General features: G+C 62.2%; 16 protein-coding genes and 1 tRNA gene. 7 read left to right on the forward strand and 10 right to left on the reverse strand.

Annotated features, from left to right (window positions below):
* Positions 1-194 precede the first annotated feature (194 nt).
* Positions 195-1274 (forward strand): phosphatase PAP2 family protein, encoded by a 1080-nt coding sequence (locus CIW50_RS08070; protein WP_149530752.1) that lies wholly within the window; start codon positions 195-197, stop codon positions 1272-1274.
* A 428-nt stretch (positions 1275-1702) separates the two neighbouring features.
* On the opposite strand, the gene CIW50_RS08075 is transcribed toward CIW50_RS08070, so the two are convergent.
* Both CIW50_RS08075 and CIW50_RS08080 read right to left on the reverse strand, forming a co-directional pair.
* Positions 1703-1787, reverse strand: a tRNA-Leu gene (locus CIW50_RS08075).
* Positions 1788-1888: 101 nt separating this feature from the next.
* Positions 1889-2131 (reverse strand): FliM/FliN family flagellar motor switch protein, encoded by a 243-nt coding sequence (locus CIW50_RS08080; protein WP_149530753.1) that lies wholly within the window; start codon positions 2129-2131, stop codon positions 1889-1891.
* 81 nt (positions 2132-2212) lie between these two features.
* Between CIW50_RS08080 and lipB the strand changes: the two genes are divergently transcribed.
* On the forward strand, positions 2213-2941 hold the full coding sequence (gene lipB / locus CIW50_RS08085; protein WP_149530754.1) for a lipoyl(octanoyl) transferase LipB: 729 nt from the start codon (positions 2213-2215) through the stop codon (positions 2939-2941).
* Positions 2942-2947: 6 nt separating this feature from the next.
* Here the strand turns inward: lipB and CIW50_RS08090 are convergent, their stop codons facing one another.
* Genes CIW50_RS08090 through CIW50_RS08100 form a run of 3 tightly spaced genes read right to left on the reverse strand, consistent with a single transcriptional unit; the run spans position 2948 to position 6141 of the window.
* Positions 2948-3247: an acylphosphatase gene (locus CIW50_RS08090; protein WP_149530755.1), complete on the reverse strand. Its 300-nt coding sequence runs from the start codon at positions 3245-3247 to the stop codon at positions 2948-2950.
* A complete protein-coding gene (locus tag CIW50_RS08095) occupies positions 3248-4069 on the reverse strand; it encodes an isocitrate lyase/PEP mutase family protein (protein ID WP_149531556.1) in 822 nt (273 codons plus the stop codon).
* A 56-nt stretch (positions 4070-4125) separates the two neighbouring features.
* Positions 4126-6141 (reverse strand): acetyl-CoA carboxylase biotin carboxylase subunit, encoded by a 2016-nt coding sequence (locus CIW50_RS08100; RefSeq protein ID WP_149530756.1) that lies wholly within the window; start codon positions 6139-6141, stop codon positions 4126-4128.
* 156 nt (positions 6142-6297) lie between these two features.
* Between CIW50_RS08100 and CIW50_RS08105 the strand changes: the two genes are divergently transcribed.
* Positions 6298-8127: an alkaline phosphatase family protein gene (locus CIW50_RS08105; protein WP_149530757.1), complete on the forward strand. Its 1830-nt coding sequence runs from the start codon at positions 6298-6300 to the stop codon at positions 8125-8127.
* A 70-nt stretch (positions 8128-8197) separates the two neighbouring features.
* Here CIW50_RS08105 and CIW50_RS08110 read toward each other — a convergent pair whose 3' ends face one another.
* Positions 8198-8764 (reverse strand): hypothetical protein, encoded by a 567-nt coding sequence (locus CIW50_RS08110; protein ID WP_149530758.1) that lies wholly within the window; start codon positions 8762-8764, stop codon positions 8198-8200.
* 385 nt (positions 8765-9149) lie between these two features.
* Between CIW50_RS08110 and CIW50_RS08115 the strand changes: the two genes are divergently transcribed.
* From CIW50_RS08115 to CIW50_RS08125, 3 genes are all read left to right on the forward strand, one after another.
* Positions 9150-9809, forward strand: coding sequence for a peroxiredoxin (locus CIW50_RS08115; RefSeq protein WP_149530759.1), 660 nt, complete (start codon positions 9150-9152; stop codon positions 9807-9809).
* Between the two features lie 354 nt (positions 9810-10163).
* Positions 10164-11660 (forward strand): cryptochrome/photolyase family protein, encoded by a 1497-nt coding sequence (locus CIW50_RS08120; RefSeq protein ID WP_149530760.1) that lies wholly within the window; start codon positions 10164-10166, stop codon positions 11658-11660.
* Between the two features lie 74 nt (positions 11661-11734).
* Complete coding sequence (locus tag CIW50_RS08125; RefSeq protein WP_149530761.1) at positions 11735-12100, forward strand: hypothetical protein; 366 nt, start codon at positions 11735-11737, stop codon at positions 12098-12100.
* Between the two features lie 82 nt (positions 12101-12182).
* On the opposite strand, the gene CIW50_RS08130 is transcribed toward CIW50_RS08125, so the two are convergent.
* A complete protein-coding gene (locus CIW50_RS08130; RefSeq protein WP_149530762.1) occupies positions 12183-13070 on the reverse strand; it encodes a DMT family transporter in 888 nt (295 codons plus the stop codon).
* 101 nt (positions 13071-13171) lie between these two features.
* Here CIW50_RS08130 and CIW50_RS08135 point away from each other — a divergent pair, with 101 nt between their 5' ends.
* Positions 13172-14299, forward strand: a complete 1128-nt coding sequence (locus tag CIW50_RS08135; RefSeq protein WP_149530763.1) for an S-(hydroxymethyl)glutathione dehydrogenase/class III alcohol dehydrogenase — start codon at positions 13172-13174, stop codon at positions 14297-14299.
* A 213-nt stretch (positions 14300-14512) separates the two neighbouring features.
* Here CIW50_RS08135 and CIW50_RS08140 read toward each other — a convergent pair whose 3' ends face one another.
* From CIW50_RS08140 to CIW50_RS08150, 3 genes are read right to left on the reverse strand one after another with little or no spacing between them, the layout of a single operon-like run.
* Positions 14513-16591, reverse strand: a complete 2079-nt coding sequence (locus tag CIW50_RS08140; RefSeq protein WP_149530764.1) for an acetate--CoA ligase family protein — start codon at positions 16589-16591, stop codon at positions 14513-14515.
* A complete protein-coding gene (locus tag CIW50_RS08145) occupies positions 16588-16956 on the reverse strand; it encodes a Zn-ribbon domain-containing OB-fold protein (protein WP_149530765.1) in 369 nt (122 codons plus the stop codon). Before CIW50_RS08145 ends, CIW50_RS08140 begins: the two co-directional genes overlap by 4 nt.
* Positions 16953-18089 (reverse strand): thiolase family protein, encoded by a 1137-nt coding sequence (locus CIW50_RS08150; protein ID WP_149530766.1) that lies wholly within the window; start codon positions 18087-18089, stop codon positions 16953-16955. The genes CIW50_RS08145 and CIW50_RS08150 overlap by 4 nt, the downstream gene beginning before the upstream one ends.
* Positions 18090-18100: the final 11 nt, after the last annotated feature.

The following is an 18100-nucleotide window of genomic DNA, read 5'->3' on the forward strand; positions in this document are numbered from 1 at the left end:
TGCTTCAGCGGCCGGCCGTTGCCCTGATCGGTTCACGAGCTATCACTCGATCAAATTGAAGGTAATTTTCCCGCTCATTTGAAACCTTGAGGGGCAAAAGGCAGGCGGCGCTTCGTAAAACAATACCACCCATGGGCGAGTGACTGTTAGTTCGAATGTTCAGTTGTTGCTGGATGTTTCGGAGATAGATAGCGGTGAACGCATGCAGTACTCCCACCCTCAATTCCTCGCTTCGTTTCCTGATCACCATCACCGGTCAGGTCGCGCTTCTGGCGCGAGGTGGAGCGGCGGCCAGCGGCCTGATGAAGCTGGCGTGGTCCGTCATCATCGGTATGGCGATCGTCGATCTGGTATGGATCGCCATGACGGACCTTCAGTTGGCTCCGTCCAGTTCGACAGCAATCGTGCGGGTGATCTCGTTCAGCCTGTTTGCCGCGCTCCTGTGCGAATTGATCTCCCAAAGGCTCCAAGGCAAAACCGATCCGATCGGACGACTGCTCAAGCTTATCGCAGATTGCCTGGGGACGGTCACCGTGGCGATGGTCGCCTTCGCGCTATTGGCCGCCGTCGTCATCATCTTTTGCTGCCTCGCAGCTAGCGCTGCGTTACCGTTGCAGGATCTACGGCTTGCCGCCCTGGACGCAAGTCTCGGTTTCGATTGGAAGTCATTCGTAGCTTGGGCTAACAGCAACGACTTGATCAGTCGCGCTCTGCTCCGCGCCTATCAGAATACGGGACACGTCTTGCTCTTCACGATGCTCTGGCTGTGTCTTTCGAATCGCCTCGAAAGATTAGCGGAGTTCATGGCTCTGCTGTGCCTGACTTCCATCAGCATCGCTGCGGGGATGCTAATCCTGCCGGGTGCTGGCGCTTACGCTTTACATCAACCGGCTCTGGAGACATTCGGCAACTTCGGCGCCGATGCCGGCACCTGGTGGTACCAACTGCTCATGCAGTTCCGATCCGCGCAGCCGCCTCTGATCGATTTCGACACCCCTAACATCAACTGCCTGGTGACCTTCCCTTCCGGTCATACGATTCTCGGCGTGGTCACGACTTACGCCTTGAGAGATCGACTTTATACTTTCGTGCCCGCCCTGCTGATCAACGGTGTCATGATCATCTCGACACTGCCGGTCGGAGGGCACTATCTGGCAGACCTGATCGCAAGCGGTGTCGTGACCGCCTTGTCGATCGCGTTCGTCCGTTCGATGAAGAGAGTTCATTCCAGAACGTCTCAATCTGGCGGCAATGCGCTAGCTGGAGCGATCTAGCGCCTAGCTAGCCAACACTCCCCCCCCCCCCCCCGCGGCGCGATCAGGGCGGTCCGAAAATGACCCACAACACGAGCGTGACGAATCCCGAGAGCGCCACCGCGACAATGGCTGCCAGCAAGTCATTGTCGAACGCGTTCTGGTTCCACTTTGGCATGCACATGCGCGCGGCGTTTTCTGTTTATGTGGATCAAACGCGAGTTCGGTGCCTCGGGCCGTCGGAAAGGTTTGCTCACGATCCGCTCGACAGCATCCACGCGCGATACCGTTAAGAGAGGCTGGATGTTCCCGGGTCACGCCGATCAACGGGACGACCGAGTCGAACCGGCTTGACGAATGCGGGCGTAATGCCGGCGATTATCGTCTGTTCCCTCACGCACCAGTGTGAGGAAAACCACGAATAATCCAACAATTTCAAGGATGAGGTGTGGTGCGCTCGGAGGGACTCGAACCCCCACCCTGTTACGGACTGCCACCTCAAGGCAGCGCGTCTACCAATTCCGCCACGAGCGCTAAAGAAATCCGGCGAGGGCAAATCGCCCGGCCGGATCAACCGGCGCCGATGTAACAAACCAATGATGGGGAGACAAGGCCTCTTGGCCTCTCAGGGCCACCTATCTGTGGTCAGGCGCCCGGGGCAGCATCTGCTTGACCTCGACCGCAATCCGGTTGCGATCGACCATCACCACACCACTGGCGACAGGCAGGTTATTGGCGAGGATTTTGACCTCGTCCTGCTCTGTGGCATCCAGTTCAATGATGGCGCCGCGGCTCAGCCGCATCACCTGATGGACAGGCATCGAGGTGGTGCCGAGGACCACCATGATATCGACGGTAATGTTATCGAGGGTTGGCACGTCGGCCTCAAGTTCCCAGATGCAGGATCGCACAGATGCAAGATTGCAGTGCCTGCGAGATCAACATGTTATGGTTAGCCAATGGTTAATGACCGCCAAACCCTCGATTTGACAGTGTTTTCCCGGGCTCCGGGCGGACGAGCGGTAGAATGGCGGGTATCCGATACCCCGATTCCCTATCCGGAGGCCGTGGCCGAGATGGAAGCCCGGGCTTCCGCCATTGCCGATGGCACCGCGCCGGAACTGGTCTGGCTGCTGGAACATCCCCCGCTTTATACGTCCGGCACCTCCGGCAAGTCGGATGACTTGCTGGATGCCCGCTACCCGGTGTTCGAGACCGGCCGCGGCGGTCAGGTGACCTATCACGGCCCCGGCCAGCGGGTGGCCTATGTGTTGCTCGACCTCAAGGCACGCCGGCCGGACGTGCGGGCCTATGTGGCCGCACTGGAAGCCTTGATCATCCGGACGCTGGACGCCTTCAACGTGAAGGGCGAGCGGCGCGAGGACCGCGTCGGAGTCTGGGTCGCCCGCCCCGACAAGGGCGCGGGATTCGAGGACAAGATCGCGGCCATCGGCGTACGATTGCGGCGCTGGGTCTCGTTCCATGGCATCGCCATCAATGTGGAACCGGATCTGGCGCATTTTGACGCCATCGTCCCCTGCGGCGTGGTCGATCCGCGCTACGGCGTCACCAGCCTGGTCGATCTCGGCCTGCCGGTTGGCATGACCGACGTGGATGTCGCGCTGCGTCAGGCCTTTGGCGAAGTGTTTGGCGAGGCGGAAGAGCTTGCGACGGAAGCGACGCTCTGAACAGGCTCAGAGCGTCGGCAGCATCGCGAAGCTGCCACCTGCGCCGCCGAGCCTGAGCATGTCAGCCGTGGCATCGGTCACATCGACGGCATCGACACGCGACGAGATCGGTCCACGCCGGCATTCGGCGATCATCTGCTCGACGATGTCAGCTTGTCCGGCAAACACGGCCTCGACACTGCCGTCACGGCGATTGCGCACCCAGCCCTGCAAGCCGAGCGACGACGCGGAATGCTCGGTCCAGGCGCGATAGCCGACGCCCTGCACGCGGCCACGGATGGCGACGTGGCGGATCACGTCGCTCATCTATTTCTTGAGCCCCGAATCTTTCAAGCCGAGGAAATCGATGCCGCGCTGCTTCACGACGGCACCGCGCGTCACGCTCTCCATCAACTCGGCGGATGCAAGATTCTTCAATTCGTTAGGCGCCGCACCGTCGCGCACGGCCTTCAGCGTCGCATGGACGGCGGCCGTCGCCGCGGAGATCGGCGCGTGCCCCTGAATGGCAATGCGAACGCGCTGGGCGCTGAGGAAGTCCCAGTCCATATCGTCGGTGGGATTGCCGAACACGATCGGCAGCGTCGTCGCCGCAGCCGCCGCCTGCAGTTCCGCGCGGCTCTTGAGGCCGGTGAACATCAGCGCATCGACGCCCGCAGCTTCATAGGATTTCGCACGCGCGATCGCGTCGTCCAAGGATGTGATGGATGCAGCTCCAGTACGCCCCACGATCACCAGCGCCGGATCCTGACGCGCACTCAGCGCAGCCTTGACCTTGCCGACCCCTTCTTCCGCCGAGATCAGTTGTGGCCTGGCTTCGCCGAAGGCCGCAGGCAGCAGCGTATCCTCGATGGTAAGACCGGCGGCGCCTGCGGCTTCCAGCTCCTCCACCGTGCGGCGGACATTGAGCGCATTGCCATAGCCGTGATCGGCATCGACCAGCACCGGCAGCGAGCCGGCGCGCGACATCCGCCGCATCTGTTCGGTGAGTTCGGAGAGCGTGATCAGCGCGAGGTCAGGATCGCCGAGAATGGCGAGCGACGCCGCCGATCCGCCGAACATGCCGACCTCGAAGCCGAGGTCCTCGGCGATGCGCACCGAGATCGCGTCATAGACCGATCCCGGGCGCATGCAGCGATCGCCGGACAGGATCGCCCGCAATCCGTAACGGCGCTGCCGAAACGTCGTCACGCGAATTCAAGAATGAGCGCATCCACCGCCAGCGTTGCGCCGGCAGCGGCATGGATTTTCTTGACGGTGCCGTCGCGTTCGGCACGGAGCACGTTCTGCATCTTCATCGCCTCCACCACCGCGAGGGTCTCGCCGATCTTGACGTCTTGACCTTCGGTCACGGCGATCGACACCACGAGGCCCGGCATCGGGCATAGCAGCTTCTTGCCGGTATCAGCCTTGACGCCGACCGGCATCAGGCGCGCAGCAGTAGCCTCCGCCTCGGTGAAGACATTGACTGCGACCTCGTAGCCCTGATGGGCGATGCGGATGCCGGACGCCATCGGGCGCACCTGCATGGCCACGTTGTGTCCGTCGATAGTGCCTTCCCACACCGGCACGCCGGGCTTCCAGGACGACGCCAGCTTATGCGGCGTACCGGTCTTGCCGTCGGTGCCGACGAAAGCCACGGTCACGATATCGCCGTCACGGGCTACATCGAGCGCGATCTCCTCACGCTCCAGCCAGACGGCGCGGCGACCGGCACGGGTCACCGGACGACCGATCAACTGGCCGGAAATCTGCCGCTTGCGCTCGCCGTAGATGGAGTCGACGGCAGCGGCCACAGCGGCGATGCGACGAGCGACTTCACCCTCCGGCGCCCGCGCGGCAAAACCCTTCGGGAACTCCTCAGCGATGAAGCCGGTGGAGAGATTGCCCTCGCGCCAGCGCGGATGGCTCATCAGCGCCGACAGGAACGGAATGTTATGGCGGATGCCGTCGATATAGAAGGCGTCGAGCGCGTGAGATTGCGCCTCGATGGCGGCGGCGCGCGACGGCGCGTGGGTCACGAGCTTGGCGATCATCGGATCGTAATAGATCGAGATCTCGCCGCCCTCCTGCACGCCGGTGTCGTTGCGCACGGTGATGTTGTCGGACTTGCTCTCGGCCGGCGGGCGATACTTCACCAGACGGCCGATGGACGGCAGGAAGTTGCGGAACGGATCTTCCGCGTAGACGCGGGACTCGACGGCCCAGCCGGTCAGCGTGACGTCCTTCTGCGCCATCTCCAGCTTTTCGCCGGCCGCAACGCGGATCATCTGCTCGACGAGATCGACGCCGGTGACAAGCTCAGTCACCGGATGCTCGACCTGCAGGCGGGTGTTCATTTCCAGGAAGTAGAAACTCTTGTCCTGACCGGCGACGAATTCCACCGTGCCAGCGGAATCGTAATTAACGGCCTTGGCGAGTGCGACGGCCTGTTCGCCCATCTTGCGGCGGGTGGTCTCGTCGAGCAGCGGCGACGGCGCTTCCTCGATGACTTTCTGGTTGCGGCGCTGGATCGAACATTCGCGCTCGCCGAGATAGATCACGTTGCCGTGCTTGTCGCCGAGCACCTGGATTTCGATGTGGCGGGGATCGACGATGAACTTCTCGATGAAGACACGGTCGTCGCCGAACGAGGACTTCGCCTCGGCCTTGGCGAGATTGAAGCCTTCAGCCACTTCCGAGGTCGAATGCGCGATGCGCATGCCCTTGCCGCCGCCGCCGGCGGAGGCCTTGATCATCACGGGATAGCCGATCTCGTCGGCAATCTTCACCGCATGCTTCTCGTCCTCGATAACGCCGAGATAGCCCGGCACGGTCGAGACGTTGGCCTTCGCCGCAGCCTTCTTGGATTCGATCTTGTCACCCATGGCAGCGATGGCGCCGGGGTTCGGGCCGATGAAGACAATGCCGGCTGCTTCCAGCGCGCGCGGGAAAGCCTCGCGCTCGGACAGGAAGCCGTAGCCGGGATGCACGGCCTCGGCGCCGGTTTTCTTGCAGGCCTCGACGATCTTCTCGATCAGGAGATAGCTCTCGGCCGCGGCAGGCGGCCCAATGAAGACAGCCTCATCGGCCATCTCGACATGGAGCGCATCGCGATCGGCTTCCGAATAGACGGCGACGGTCTTGATACCCATCTTGCGGGCCGACTTGATGACCCGGCAGGCGATCTCGCCGCGATTGGCGATCAGAATTTTTTTGAACATGAGCTGTCTTACTTGCAACCTTGAGGCGGGATCGGAAAGATGGAGGCGACGGTACAATGTGGCATGGCGCCGCAGTCGTAACAATTCTGTCGCGGACAAAAACTAGAGAAGACGTCTGGACCGGATCGGCCGAGTTCTTTCGAAGCGAGGTTTTTCATGCGCTGCGCCACCATCCTCTCCCTCAGTCTTACTCTTATATCCGCAACAACGGCTTTCGCCCAAAACAGCCCTCCCCGCAACCTCATTTTGTTCGTACCTGATGGGCTTCGGGCGCTGAAAGTAACGCCGGAAACGGCACCGGCGATGTCCGCAGTGCGGGATAAAGGCGTCAATTTCCAGAACTCGCACTCGCTGTTTCCGACCTTCACCATGGCCAATGCGTCGGGCATGGCGTCCGGCCACTATCTCGGCGATACCGGCGTGTTTTCGAACTCGATCTATACCGGCCATCCGACCCCGGTGCAGAACAACAGCCCGATCCCCTTCATCGAACACGATCAGGTGCTGGGCGACCTCGACGAGCAGTTCAACGGCGACTACCTCAACGAGGAGACGCTGCTGAAGGCCGCGCGCAAGGCCGGCTATTCCACCGCCGCGATCGGCAAGGTCGGCCCGACGCTGATGTTCGATCACACCGAACGCACCGGCAAGGAGACGATCACCATCGACGACCAGACCGGCGGCATCGACAAAGCTGGAAAGTTGCTCGGCATCCCTCTGTCGGACGAGATGAAGGATGCCCTTGCGAAGGCTGGCCTCGCGGTGGAAACACCCGGCCGCGGCGAGAATGGCAAAGCGGGCGACGCCAAGACGCCGGGCACGGTCGAGGCGAATATCAAGCAGCAGGCCTATATGGCTGACGTCGCGAGCAAAGTAGTGCTGCCGATGTTCAAGGCGCGCAACAAACCGTTCGTGCTGATCTTCTGGTCGCGCGATCCCGACGGCACCCAGCACAATCAGGGCGACAGTCTCAACAAGGTGACGCCGGGGGTCAACGGCCCCTCCTCGCTCGCCTCGATCAGGAATGCCGACGACAATCTCGCGCAGCTCCGCAAGGCGCTTGACGAGCTCGGCCTCGCTGCGAACACCAACATCATGATCTCGGCGGATCACGGCTTCTCGACGATCTCCAAGGAGAGCAAGACCTCGGCGACCATCAAGGGTACCTATGCGGATACGCCGGAAGGCTTCCTGCCGCTGGGCTTCCTCGCCATCGATCTCGCCAAGTCGCTGGAGATGCCGCTGTTCGATGCCAACGACAAATTCGCCGCGGTTGCCGACAATGCGTATCCGAAGGCCGGCAATGCCTTCATCGGCAAGGATAAAGACAAGCCGGATCTGATCATCGCCACCAATGGCGGCTCCGACCTGATCTATCTGCCGACCGGCGACAAGGACCTCGCCGACCGCACCGTGAAGGCGCTGCTGAAACAGGATTACATCAGCGGCATCTTCGTTGAGGACTCGCTGGGCTCCTTCCCCGGCGCGCTGCCACTGTCGTCGATCAACCTGTCCGGCAAAGCCATCACGCCGCATCCGGCGATCGTCGTCTCGTTCCGCTCCTATTCGGAGGGCTGCGAGGAGCCGGCGGCGTGCCAGGTCGAGGTCGCCGACACCGTACTGCGCCAGGGCCAGGGCATGCATGGTTCGTTCGGGCGTGGCGATACCCACAACTTCATGGCGGCGATCGGCCCGGACTTCAAAGCCGGCTTCGTCGATCCCCTGCCGGTCAGCAATGCCGATACCGGCATGACTGCCGCACATCTGCTCGGTCTCAAGCGCGAGTCCAAAGGCGGCCTGATCGGCCGCGTGATGAGCGAAGCGACGGTGACTGGCGAGACGCCGACGGCAACGACCGACGTGATGCGTTCGGCGCCCGACGATCAGGGGCTGGTCACGGTGCTGCAACTGCAGAAGGTCGGCGAGCACAAATATTTCGATGTCGCCGGTTTCCCGGGCCGGACTGTCGGCCTCGACGCGAAGTAAGAGACAGCCCCAACAAAAAACGGCGGAGCCATGCTCCGCCGTTTTCGTATTCTGATGATCTGCGACCGGCTTACATGCCGATGTCGAACACGTTCGGCAGCTGCAGGGTTGCGGCGCCGACCACGGTCGTGATCAGGGTCATGACGGCGGCATTGCTGACACGCTTGGCGCGCATCTGCGACGCGATCCATTCGAGCACTTCAATATTCACGCCGACGGCCTTGGTCGGCGCCCAGGTCTCGATGGCAACATCGGGCGACAGCGCCACCGCGCGCGGCGGCACCGGCAGGCCCGACGCGGAGGCGGCGTGATGCACGACAGCCTTGGCGAACAGGTCGTCGAAACGTCCATCATCGCTGCGCTCGGCCGCAGCTTCGTTGATCGCAAACAGTGCCTCGGCCTCGTCGCGGCTGACCGGTTGGCTGGCCAGTGCCGACGCACCCAGGATGCGCTCACACCAGGCAGCGTCATCGGCATCGAGTGCACGGGAGAAATGGATACGACCACGGGTGGTCGGGCCTTCGCCGGTGATAACGCCATCACGCACGATGGCGAGGGCCTGCGCCGCGGCGCGATGGTTGTCGATGGTGGAGGTTTCGATGGCGCCGAATACGTCGGCAGCGGCAGCGGATGACATTTCAAGCTCTTCTGTTTGCAGCATATTTCACAACATAGCCCAGCAATTCCACGACGGACTTAACGCTCGGTTAAGAAATGGGCGGGAGTTTTTCTTATCCCTAACCGTTGCAGTTCAGTCGCGCTGGGGCGCCGTCTGGTTCGATCAGATGTGGCGATCCGGTCAGGCGGGATTGCGCCGGACGGGAGGCAACATCACGGCACCCGATAACATCATGTTGCGTGGGTGTTTTGCCGCAGCCCCCTTGCGTGAAACTGGATGCCAGCGCGCACCGAATTTGAAGAAAGTTCTTGTCCTTTTTGCCGGACAGTTCCATTTACCAGTGCGCGCCTCTATAGTTCGCTCGCAAAATTCATCTGTAACTAGAATGACATGAGGTCCATCCATGACGCTCCAGATCAACGCCGTCGCGCCCGATTTCGAGGCCGAAACCACAGCCGGCCGCATCAAGTTCCATGACTGGATCGGCGATAGCTGGGCTCTTTTGTTCTCGCATCCGAAGGATTTCACTCCGGTCTGCACCACCGAACTCGGCGCGCTCGCCAAGCTTCAGCCGGAGTTCGACAAGCGCGGCGTCAAGTTGATCGGCCTCAGCGTCGATCCCGTGCACAAGCACGCGCTGTGGGTCGAGGACATTAACGAAACCCAGGGCGCCCGCCCGACCTTCCCGATGATCGGTGATACCGACCTCAAGGTCTCGAAGCTCTACAACATGCTTCCGGCCGACGTGGCGGGAAATGCCGACAGCCGCACCGCCGCGGACAACGCCACCGTGCGCAACGTCTTCATCATCGGGCCGGACAAGAAGATCAAACTGGTGCTGGTCTATCCGATGACAACCGGTCGCAACTTCCAGGAAATCCTGCGTGTGATCGATTCACTGCAGATGACCGCCAAGCATCGCGTCGCGACGCCGGCCGACTGGCAGCAGGGCCAGGACGTGATCATCGCAGGCTCCGTGACCAATGACGAAGCCAAGACGATTTACCCGAACGGCTGGAAAGAACCGAAGCCCTATATCCGCATCGTGCCGCAGCCGAAGTAAGACTGCGATCGACTTACAGATATGACAGAGGCGCCGCGAGGAAATCGCGGCGCCTCTTTTTTTTGACCCGTCGAATCGACGCTGCAAGCACGATCCGTCGTCATGGGGGCGCCTTCTCCAGGTCATTGCGGGAGCTCTCGCGACGAAGCCGAGGCAGAGGCAGAGGCAGAGCAGATCCTGCGGCAGCATGACGATCAACGTCGCACCTGGAGAACCGCGTATCGCTTCGAAACCGCCTCCAGCACCAATTCGGTAATAAATGTCCTGATACTACGCGCCAGCACGCGCAAGGTTGCAAGCTTGCGCGGTATTCGAGGCCGGATCGATCACCCGAGGTCCGTGTTAGATGAAGTGATGACCGATCAATCCTCGATCCCAACACCGACGCAAGCACCTGTCATCGTCTGGTTTCGCGACGACCTTCGTCTTTCCGATCACCCGGCCCTTCATGCTGCGGCCAAGCGCAATGCGCCGGTGATCTGTCTCTACATCCTTGATGAACAGAGCAAGGCATTGAAGCCGCCGCAGGCGCGGCCCATGGGCGGCGCGACGAGATGGTGGTTGGCGCAGTCGCTGCGCGCACTCAGCGCAAGCCTCGACGCCATCGGCGGCACACTGGTGCTGCGCAAGGGCGCTGCGGCCGACGTCATTGTCGATGTGGCGCGAGCAGTCGATGCCAGCCACGTCTTCTGGAACGAGATCGCGCAGGCGCCGCATCTCACGGTCGCCGACGCCGTGACCGAAGCGCTTGCCGACCTCGATGTCGGCACGCAGAACTTTCCGGGCGATCTCCTGGCACATCCTGCGACCATCCGCGCCAAGGAGACCGGCACGAAGGAGAGCCGCGGCCTGCGCGTGTTCACGCCGTTCTGGCGGCGCGTTCAGGCGATGGGCGAACCGGCGAAGCCGCTTCCGGCGCCGAAGAAACTAATACCCGCACCGAAAGTGAAGAGCGACAAGCTCGCCGACTGGGCGCTAGAGCCATCGAAGCCCGACTGGGCCGGCGGTCTGCGCGAGATGTGGACGCCCGGCGAAGCCGCAGCTCAGAAACATCTGAAGCGCTTCCTCAAGGAGATCGCGGGCTATAGCAGCGATCGTGATCGACCCGACCGCGAGATCACATCGCGCCTGTCGCCGCATCTTCGCTTCGGTGAGATCAGTCCGCGACAGATCTGGACTGCCGCGCATTTCGCAGCTGCAGAACATCCGAAGCACAGCAACGACATCGCGAAGTTCATGAGCGAAGTCGGTTGGCGCGAATTCTGCCGCCATCTGCTGTTCGATGTTCCCGATTTGGCCACGCGCAATCTGCAATCATCCTTCGATGAGTTCCCATGGAAGACCGATCGCAAGGCGCTGCGTGCGTGGCAACGCGGATTAACCGGCTATCCTATCGTCGATGCGGGCATGCGCGAGCTCTGGCACACCGGTGTGATGCACAATCGCGTACGCATGGTGGTCGCATCCTTTCTCGTCAAACATCTGCTCATCGACTGGCGCGAAGGCGAGAAGTGGTTCTGGGATACGCTTGTCGATGCCGATGCGGGCAGCAATCCGGCCAACTGGCAATGGGTCGCGGGCTCCGGTGCAGATGCTGCGCCCTACTTCCGCGTCTTCAATCCGATCTTACAGGGTGAGAAGTTCGACCCCGATGGTGTTTATGTCAGGCGCTGGGTACCCGAACTGAGCGAACTATCCACAAAACATATTCACCAGCCTTGGAGCGCTTCACCACTCGAACTGAAAAGTGCGGGAATCACTCTGGGCAAAGACTATCCGTCGCCGATCGTCGATCACAAAGTCGGTCGCGAGCGCGCATTAAAGGCGTACACAACGATACGAAATAGTTGACTGTCCATGACACACTCTTCAACACGCGCCCGAATCGGACTAACGTGAAAAAGTCGACAATGTTGGGGGATACTATGAACGACGACACTCCAGTCCTGGAGCAAATGACGGACGCGCTTAGCAGCGCAGCCGACGCGACGAAGGAAGTCGCCACCTCGGTGGCGAAGAAGGTCAAGAAGGCCGCAAAGAAAGTCGCAAAGAAAGTGACCCCGGCTAAGAAGACGAAGAAGTCCACCAAGAAATCTTCTGCGAAGAAAGCTTCAAAGAAGAAAACCCAGAAAGCGAGACCAATGGCTAAGAAAGCAACGAAGAAGACCGTCAAGAAAGCTGCCAAGAAGACCGTGAAGAAGGCAGCTGCCAAGAAGACCGTGAAGAAGGCCGCCAAGAAGGCCGCTCCGAAGAAGGCCAAGAAGGCCAAGAAGGCTGCCAAGAAGAAGTAAGCTTCTTCGCAGATGTGAAAGCCTCCGGGTCCAAGCCCGGAGGCTTTTTCATGTCAGGGGTCTGGATTGACGCAGGATGGCGTCAGGCCCTGGCGCGGTTGACCAGCAACACCGCGGCGCCGCAGGCAATCATGCCGACGATCGCAACGGCATCCAGCTTCTCGCCGAACAGAATGAAGGCCATCAGCGCCGTCACCGCCGGCACCAGATAGAACAGACTCGCCACCCGGCTCGAGGCCTGACGCCGCAGCAGCCAGTACAGCAGCCCGACCGTGCCGATCGACAGCACCACCGCGAGCCACACCACCGACAGCACGAACTCCGCCGACCAGTGGATCACATTGGTCTCAAGGGCCAACGCGCCGATGCCGAGCATAACCATTGCTGCGAGTTGCTGAATGAAGCTGCCGGTGCGCCAGTCGATGCCGCCGCAATAGCGCTTCTGATAGAGCGTGCCGACGGTGATCGTGACCAGCGAAACACCGGACGCAAACCATCCCCAGCCCGCCTCGCCCGTCATCGGCCGCCCCTGCAGGATCAGCAACACGCCAGCGAGGCCGAGCCCGAGCCCGCCCCATTGCAGCGGCGTGACGCGCTCGCCGAGAAACCGACTGGCGAGGATCGAGGTGAGGATCGGCTGCAGACCCGGGATCAGCGCCGACAAACCGACCGGGACCTTGTGCGCCACCGCAAACACGGTGCCGGCGAGATAAAGCCCCTGCACCAGCAGCCCGGCGATGATGCTGTGGCCGATGCCCGCGCGATCCGGCCATGCCGGTCGTACCCACGCAACGATCACCGCCATGATCGCGACGGCCAGCATCATGCGCACAGTGAGATAGGTCAGCGGCTCGGCGCTGTTCAGCACATATTTCGTGCCGATGAAGCCGGTGCACCACAGCAGCACGAAAACGACGGGCGCGGCACGGCCGATCAGGGTTTCCAGATCGCTTTTCTGAACCTGTTTCATGGGCTGCTCAGTGCCCGATCATGTGCTAAGCGGCAATGGCTGTTTGCGCGGGCCTGCCGCCTGACATCACAACACCGAGATCATTATCGAAGGAATTTGCCATGGACGTTCGTGCCGCCGTTGCCATCAGTGCCGGCAAGCCGCTGGAGATCACCACCGTTCAGCTCGAAGGTCCGCGCGACGGCGAAGTGCTGATCGAGATCAAGGCTACCGGCATCTGCCACACCGACGAGTTCACGCTGTCCGGCGCCGATCCCGAAGGTCTGTTTCCGGCGATCCTCGGCCATGAAGGCGCCGGCGTCGTCGTCGATGTCGGCCGCGGCGTCACGTCAGTGAAGAAGGGCGACCATGTCATCCCGCTCTACACGCCGGAATGTCGCCAGTGCCCGTCGTGCCTGTCGCGCAAGACCAATCTCTGTACGTCCATTCGCGCGACGCAGGGCCAGGGCCTGATGCCCGACGGCACCTCGCGTTTCTCGCTCGAGGGCAAGCCGGTGCACCACTACATGGGCACCTCGACCTTCGCGAATTACACCGTGCTGCCGGAGATCGCGGTGGCGAAGATCCGCGAGGACGCGCCGTTCGACAAGGTCTGCTATATCGGCTGCGGCGTCACCACCGGCATCGGCGCGGTGTTCAACACCGCCAAGGTCGAGCAAGGCGCCAAGGCCATCGTGTTCGGCTTAGGGGGCATCGGCCTCAACGTGCTGCAGGGCCTGCGCCTCGCCGGCGCCGACATGATCATCGGTGTCGACATCAACAATGACCGCAAGGCCTGGGGCGAGCGCTTCGGCATGACCCACTTCGTCAATCCGAAGGAGCTGGGCAAGGATCTCGTCCCTCACCTCATCGACATGACCAAGCGGGGCGCAGACCAGATCGGCGGCGCCGATTACACCTTTGACTGCACCGGCAATGTCACCGTGATGCGCCAGGCGCTGGAAGCCTGCCACCGCGGCTGGGGCGAATCCATCGTGATCGGCGTAGCGCCGGCCGGCGCGGAGATCTCGACACGACCATTCCAGCTGGTGACCGGCCGCGTCTGGCGCGGCTCGGCCTTCGGCGGCGCGCGGGGCCGCACCGATGTGCCGAAGATTGTCGACTGGTACATGCAGGGCAAGATCCAGATCGATCCGATGATCACCCACGTGATGCCACTGAGCGACATCAACAAGGGATTTGAGCTGATGAAGCGCGGGGAGAGCATCCGCGGCGTGGTGACGTTCTAGCTTCTTGTCGCTCCCCCAAGCGCAGCATAGCCGCGCGCTGTGGGGAGGGTGAATCGACCGCGTAGCGGTCGAGACGGGTGGGGTCGTGCCACACACGACGACCTCACGCCGTGCACCCCCATCCCGGCCTCCGCTTCGCTCGGCCGCCCCTCCCTCCAGCGCAGCTTCGCTGCGCTGGAGGGAGGGAGGCCATGAGCGACCCTGCCCTACAATTTACTCCCCCTTGAACACCACGGCGTCCACCACGACGCAGCCATCCGTGTTCAGCATCACCGGATTGAGGTCGATGCTCATCACCTTGGCCGACGTATCCGCCATCAGCTCGCCGATTTTCACCACCGCATCAACCAGCGCATCGACATCCATTGGCGGCTCGCCGCGGACGCCTTCGAACAGTGGCGCGATGCGGAGCTTCGCCAGCGCGCGCTTGGCATCGTCCCTGGTGAACGGCGGCAGCAGCAGCGCGGTGTCCTTGAACACCTCGACATATTTTCCGCCATCACCAACCATGACCACCGGGCCGAAGACGGGATCGCGATGGGCGCCGATCACGATCTCGCGGCGGCCGGAGGCCATGGCGGCGATGATCACACCATCAAAACGCGAGCCGTGCTTGCGGATAATCTCTTCCATCTCGGTATAGAGATCGCCCGCGTCCTCGCGCGTCTTGACGCCGATCTTGACCAGACCGAGCTCCGACTTGTGAGCGATGTCAGCAGAACAGCCCTTCACCACCACCGGCCCGCCGATGGCTTCGAAGGCTGCAATGGCCTCGGCGCGGGAATGCACGAGCCGATACGGCACCACCGGGATGCCGCGCTCCGCAAGCGCATTCAGGCTGTCGGCCTCGTTCAGCATCACGGTCTTGTCGGCCGAGATCAATGCGGACGACGGAACGCGCTTGCGCGCCTTCACGCGCGCCATCAGCTCATGATGCGACACATATTGATTCAGCGCGGTGACCGCCTCGACCTCGGTCGGGAACACCGAGACACCCTGCGCCTGGAACTCCCTGGCGACGCTGGGCTGCGTCGCGGCGACCACCAGCGGCTTGCCGATCTGTTCGGCGAAAGCCGCGCTATCGCGTGCAAAGGCCGGGACGTCATAGCCCGGGCCCGCCACAGGCACACCGATAACGAACGCATCCGCTGCGGGATCTTCTGCGATCACTGGCAGGATGTCGCCGAACAGACGGCTGTTCGACAGCAGCGCCGCGGTGAGATCGATCGGGTTGGTGGTGGTCGCGAAGCTCGGCAGAATGCCCTTGAGCTTCTTGTCGGTCTCGGGTGCCAGCTTCGCCATCGGCATGCCGACGGTCGAGGCAGCATCCGCGGTCATGACACAGACCGCGCCGGAATTGCTGATCGCGACGAGGCGACGGCCCTGCGGCTTCCAGCCCTTGAGATAAAGCTCGGTGGCCTCGACGAGACCGCGCATGTCGGGGGCGCGCCAGATGCCATGATGTTCGAGGAAGGCATCGACCACGCGATCTTCATTGGCGAGCGCGCCGGTATGCGACTGCGCCGCCGCCTTGCCGGGATCGGTACGGCCGGATTTCAGCGCGATAATCGGCAGCTTGCGATGAAGCGCGACTTCGGAGAGTTCCTCCAGATACTTCTTCTCCGGAATGCTCTCGAGATAGAGCAGCATCAGCTTCACTTCCGGATCTTCCGCCACCGCGATGGCAAGTTCGCCGACGGTGATGTCGCTGTCATTGCCAGTGGCATGGCTGTGGCGAACGCCGATGCCGCGCGGATTGAGGAAGCCGACCGGCACGGTCGACAGCGCGCCGCTCTGGCTGAGCATGGCCACATGTCCCTCGACGCGGTCTAATTCCATGAACATGGTGGAGAATGACGCGATGGCGCCGGTGCCGAAATTGGCGAGGCCCTGTGTATTCGGGCCGACGATGCGCATGCCGTGTTTATGCGCGATCTCGACCATGCGGCGCTCTTTGGCCTTGCCGGCGATCGCGTCGACTTCGCCAAAGCCCGAGGCCATCACCAGTGCGATCTTGACCCCGGCCTTGGCGCAATCCTCGACGGCGCCAATGGCATTATCGCCAGCGACAGCGACGATCACCATTTCCGGCGCTTCAGGCAGATCGGCGAGGCTCTTGTAGCATTTCTCGCCCTGGATCTCTGTGCGCGACGGATTGATCGGGTAGATCTTGCCCTTGAAGCCGAACTTCTGGAGATAGTGGACCGGACGGCCGCCGACCTTGTTGGGATTTTCCGAGGCGCCGATGATGGCCACGGATTTCGGATCGAGGGCGAAGCGCAGACGGCTCATTGAGGAGCCCTTTCAAAGAACGGTACGAGGCGACCGGAGAATTGCCGGTAGCCGGCTTTCACCTTGTCGCCGATGACGAGATCGTTGGCGCCGTGGGCCATCATGCGAAAGCCTTCGGCAGTGTCGATGAGCAGGATGTTATAGGGCACGTGCTCGCGCGCTTCGGGCGTACCCGCGCGCAGCACGAGGGAGGACGCATAGACGGTGCCCTCGCCGCTCGCGACGTTGTCGGCGAGATCAGATGACCCGCAGGCGGCACAAAACGAGCGGCGGAAGTACTGGATCGATCGGCAGGCGCCGCAGCTCTGGTAGCTGATCGCTTCAGTGCCGGTGGTCCAGTCGGCGGCGGGTTTGAGCTCGCTCATGACACGCGCTCCAAGAACATCGAGACATGGGACGACAGCACGCCGCCGTCGCCGTGAAGCAGCGCCACCGAGGCATCCTTGACCTGGCGATTGTCCGCCCGACCCGTCATCTGCAGATGTGTTTCGACCAGATGCGCCATGGCGCCACCGACGCCGCAATGGCCGTAAGACAGTAGACCACCATGGGTGTTGAGCGGCATCGCGCCGTGCTTGCCGAAATGGCCGGCGCGCACGCGTGCCGCCGCCTCGCCGCGGCCGGCGAGACCCAGATCTTCCAGCAACATCGCCAGTGTGATGGTGAAGCTGTCATAGACCGCGGCGTAGCGGACGTCGGAGATCTCGATACCCGTCGCTTTCTTCGCACGCGCGATGGCGATCTCGGCGCCGAGTTCGGACAATGCTGGCGCGGCGGTGATGTGCTGATGCGTATGCGCCTGGGCAGCGCCGCGGACGCGGATTTTGGTTGAACTGGTCGGCTCATAGCTGACGACGAAGGCCGCGCCTCCGTCCGAGACCGGACAGCAATCGAGCAGCTTCAGCGGCGTGGCGATGGTCTTCGACGCCATCACGTCGGCCACCGTGATCGGCTCGTGAAACTGTGCACCGGGATGGGTCATCGCGTGCTGGCGCATCAGCACCGCGAATTCGGCGAGGTCTTCCTGCGTGACGCCGTATTCATGCATGTAACGATTGGCGACGAGGCCGTAATAGGCCGGAATGGTCGGACCGAGCGGCACTTCGTAGGTGGGATGACCGACCTGTGCCAGCGTCTGGATCGAGGCATCGCGGCTCTGGCCGGTGAGACGGTTCTCGCCGCCGACCACGAGGACATGTCTGGCCACGCCGCCCTCGACGAGTTGATGCGCCAGCATGGCCATCGCCATGCCGGTGGCACCGCCGACCTGGATCGCATGGGCATAGGATGGCGTGATGCCGAAATGCTCGGCGAACACGGTGGCGAGCATGATATGCGGCATGGTGGTGGAATAGCCGCACAGGAAGCCGTCGATATCGGTGCGCTTCAGCCCGGCATCGGCCAGTGCCAGCTCGGCGGCGCGGCTCATGAGGTCAATGGTCGATGAGCCCTCGTGCTTGCCGTAAGGGAGAAGACCGACGCCGGTGATGTAGCTCATGTCGGTTTCTC

Source organism: Tardiphaga sp. P9-11 (assembly GCF_008329525.1).
GTDB lineage: Bacteria > Pseudomonadota > Alphaproteobacteria > Rhizobiales > Xanthobacteraceae > Tardiphaga.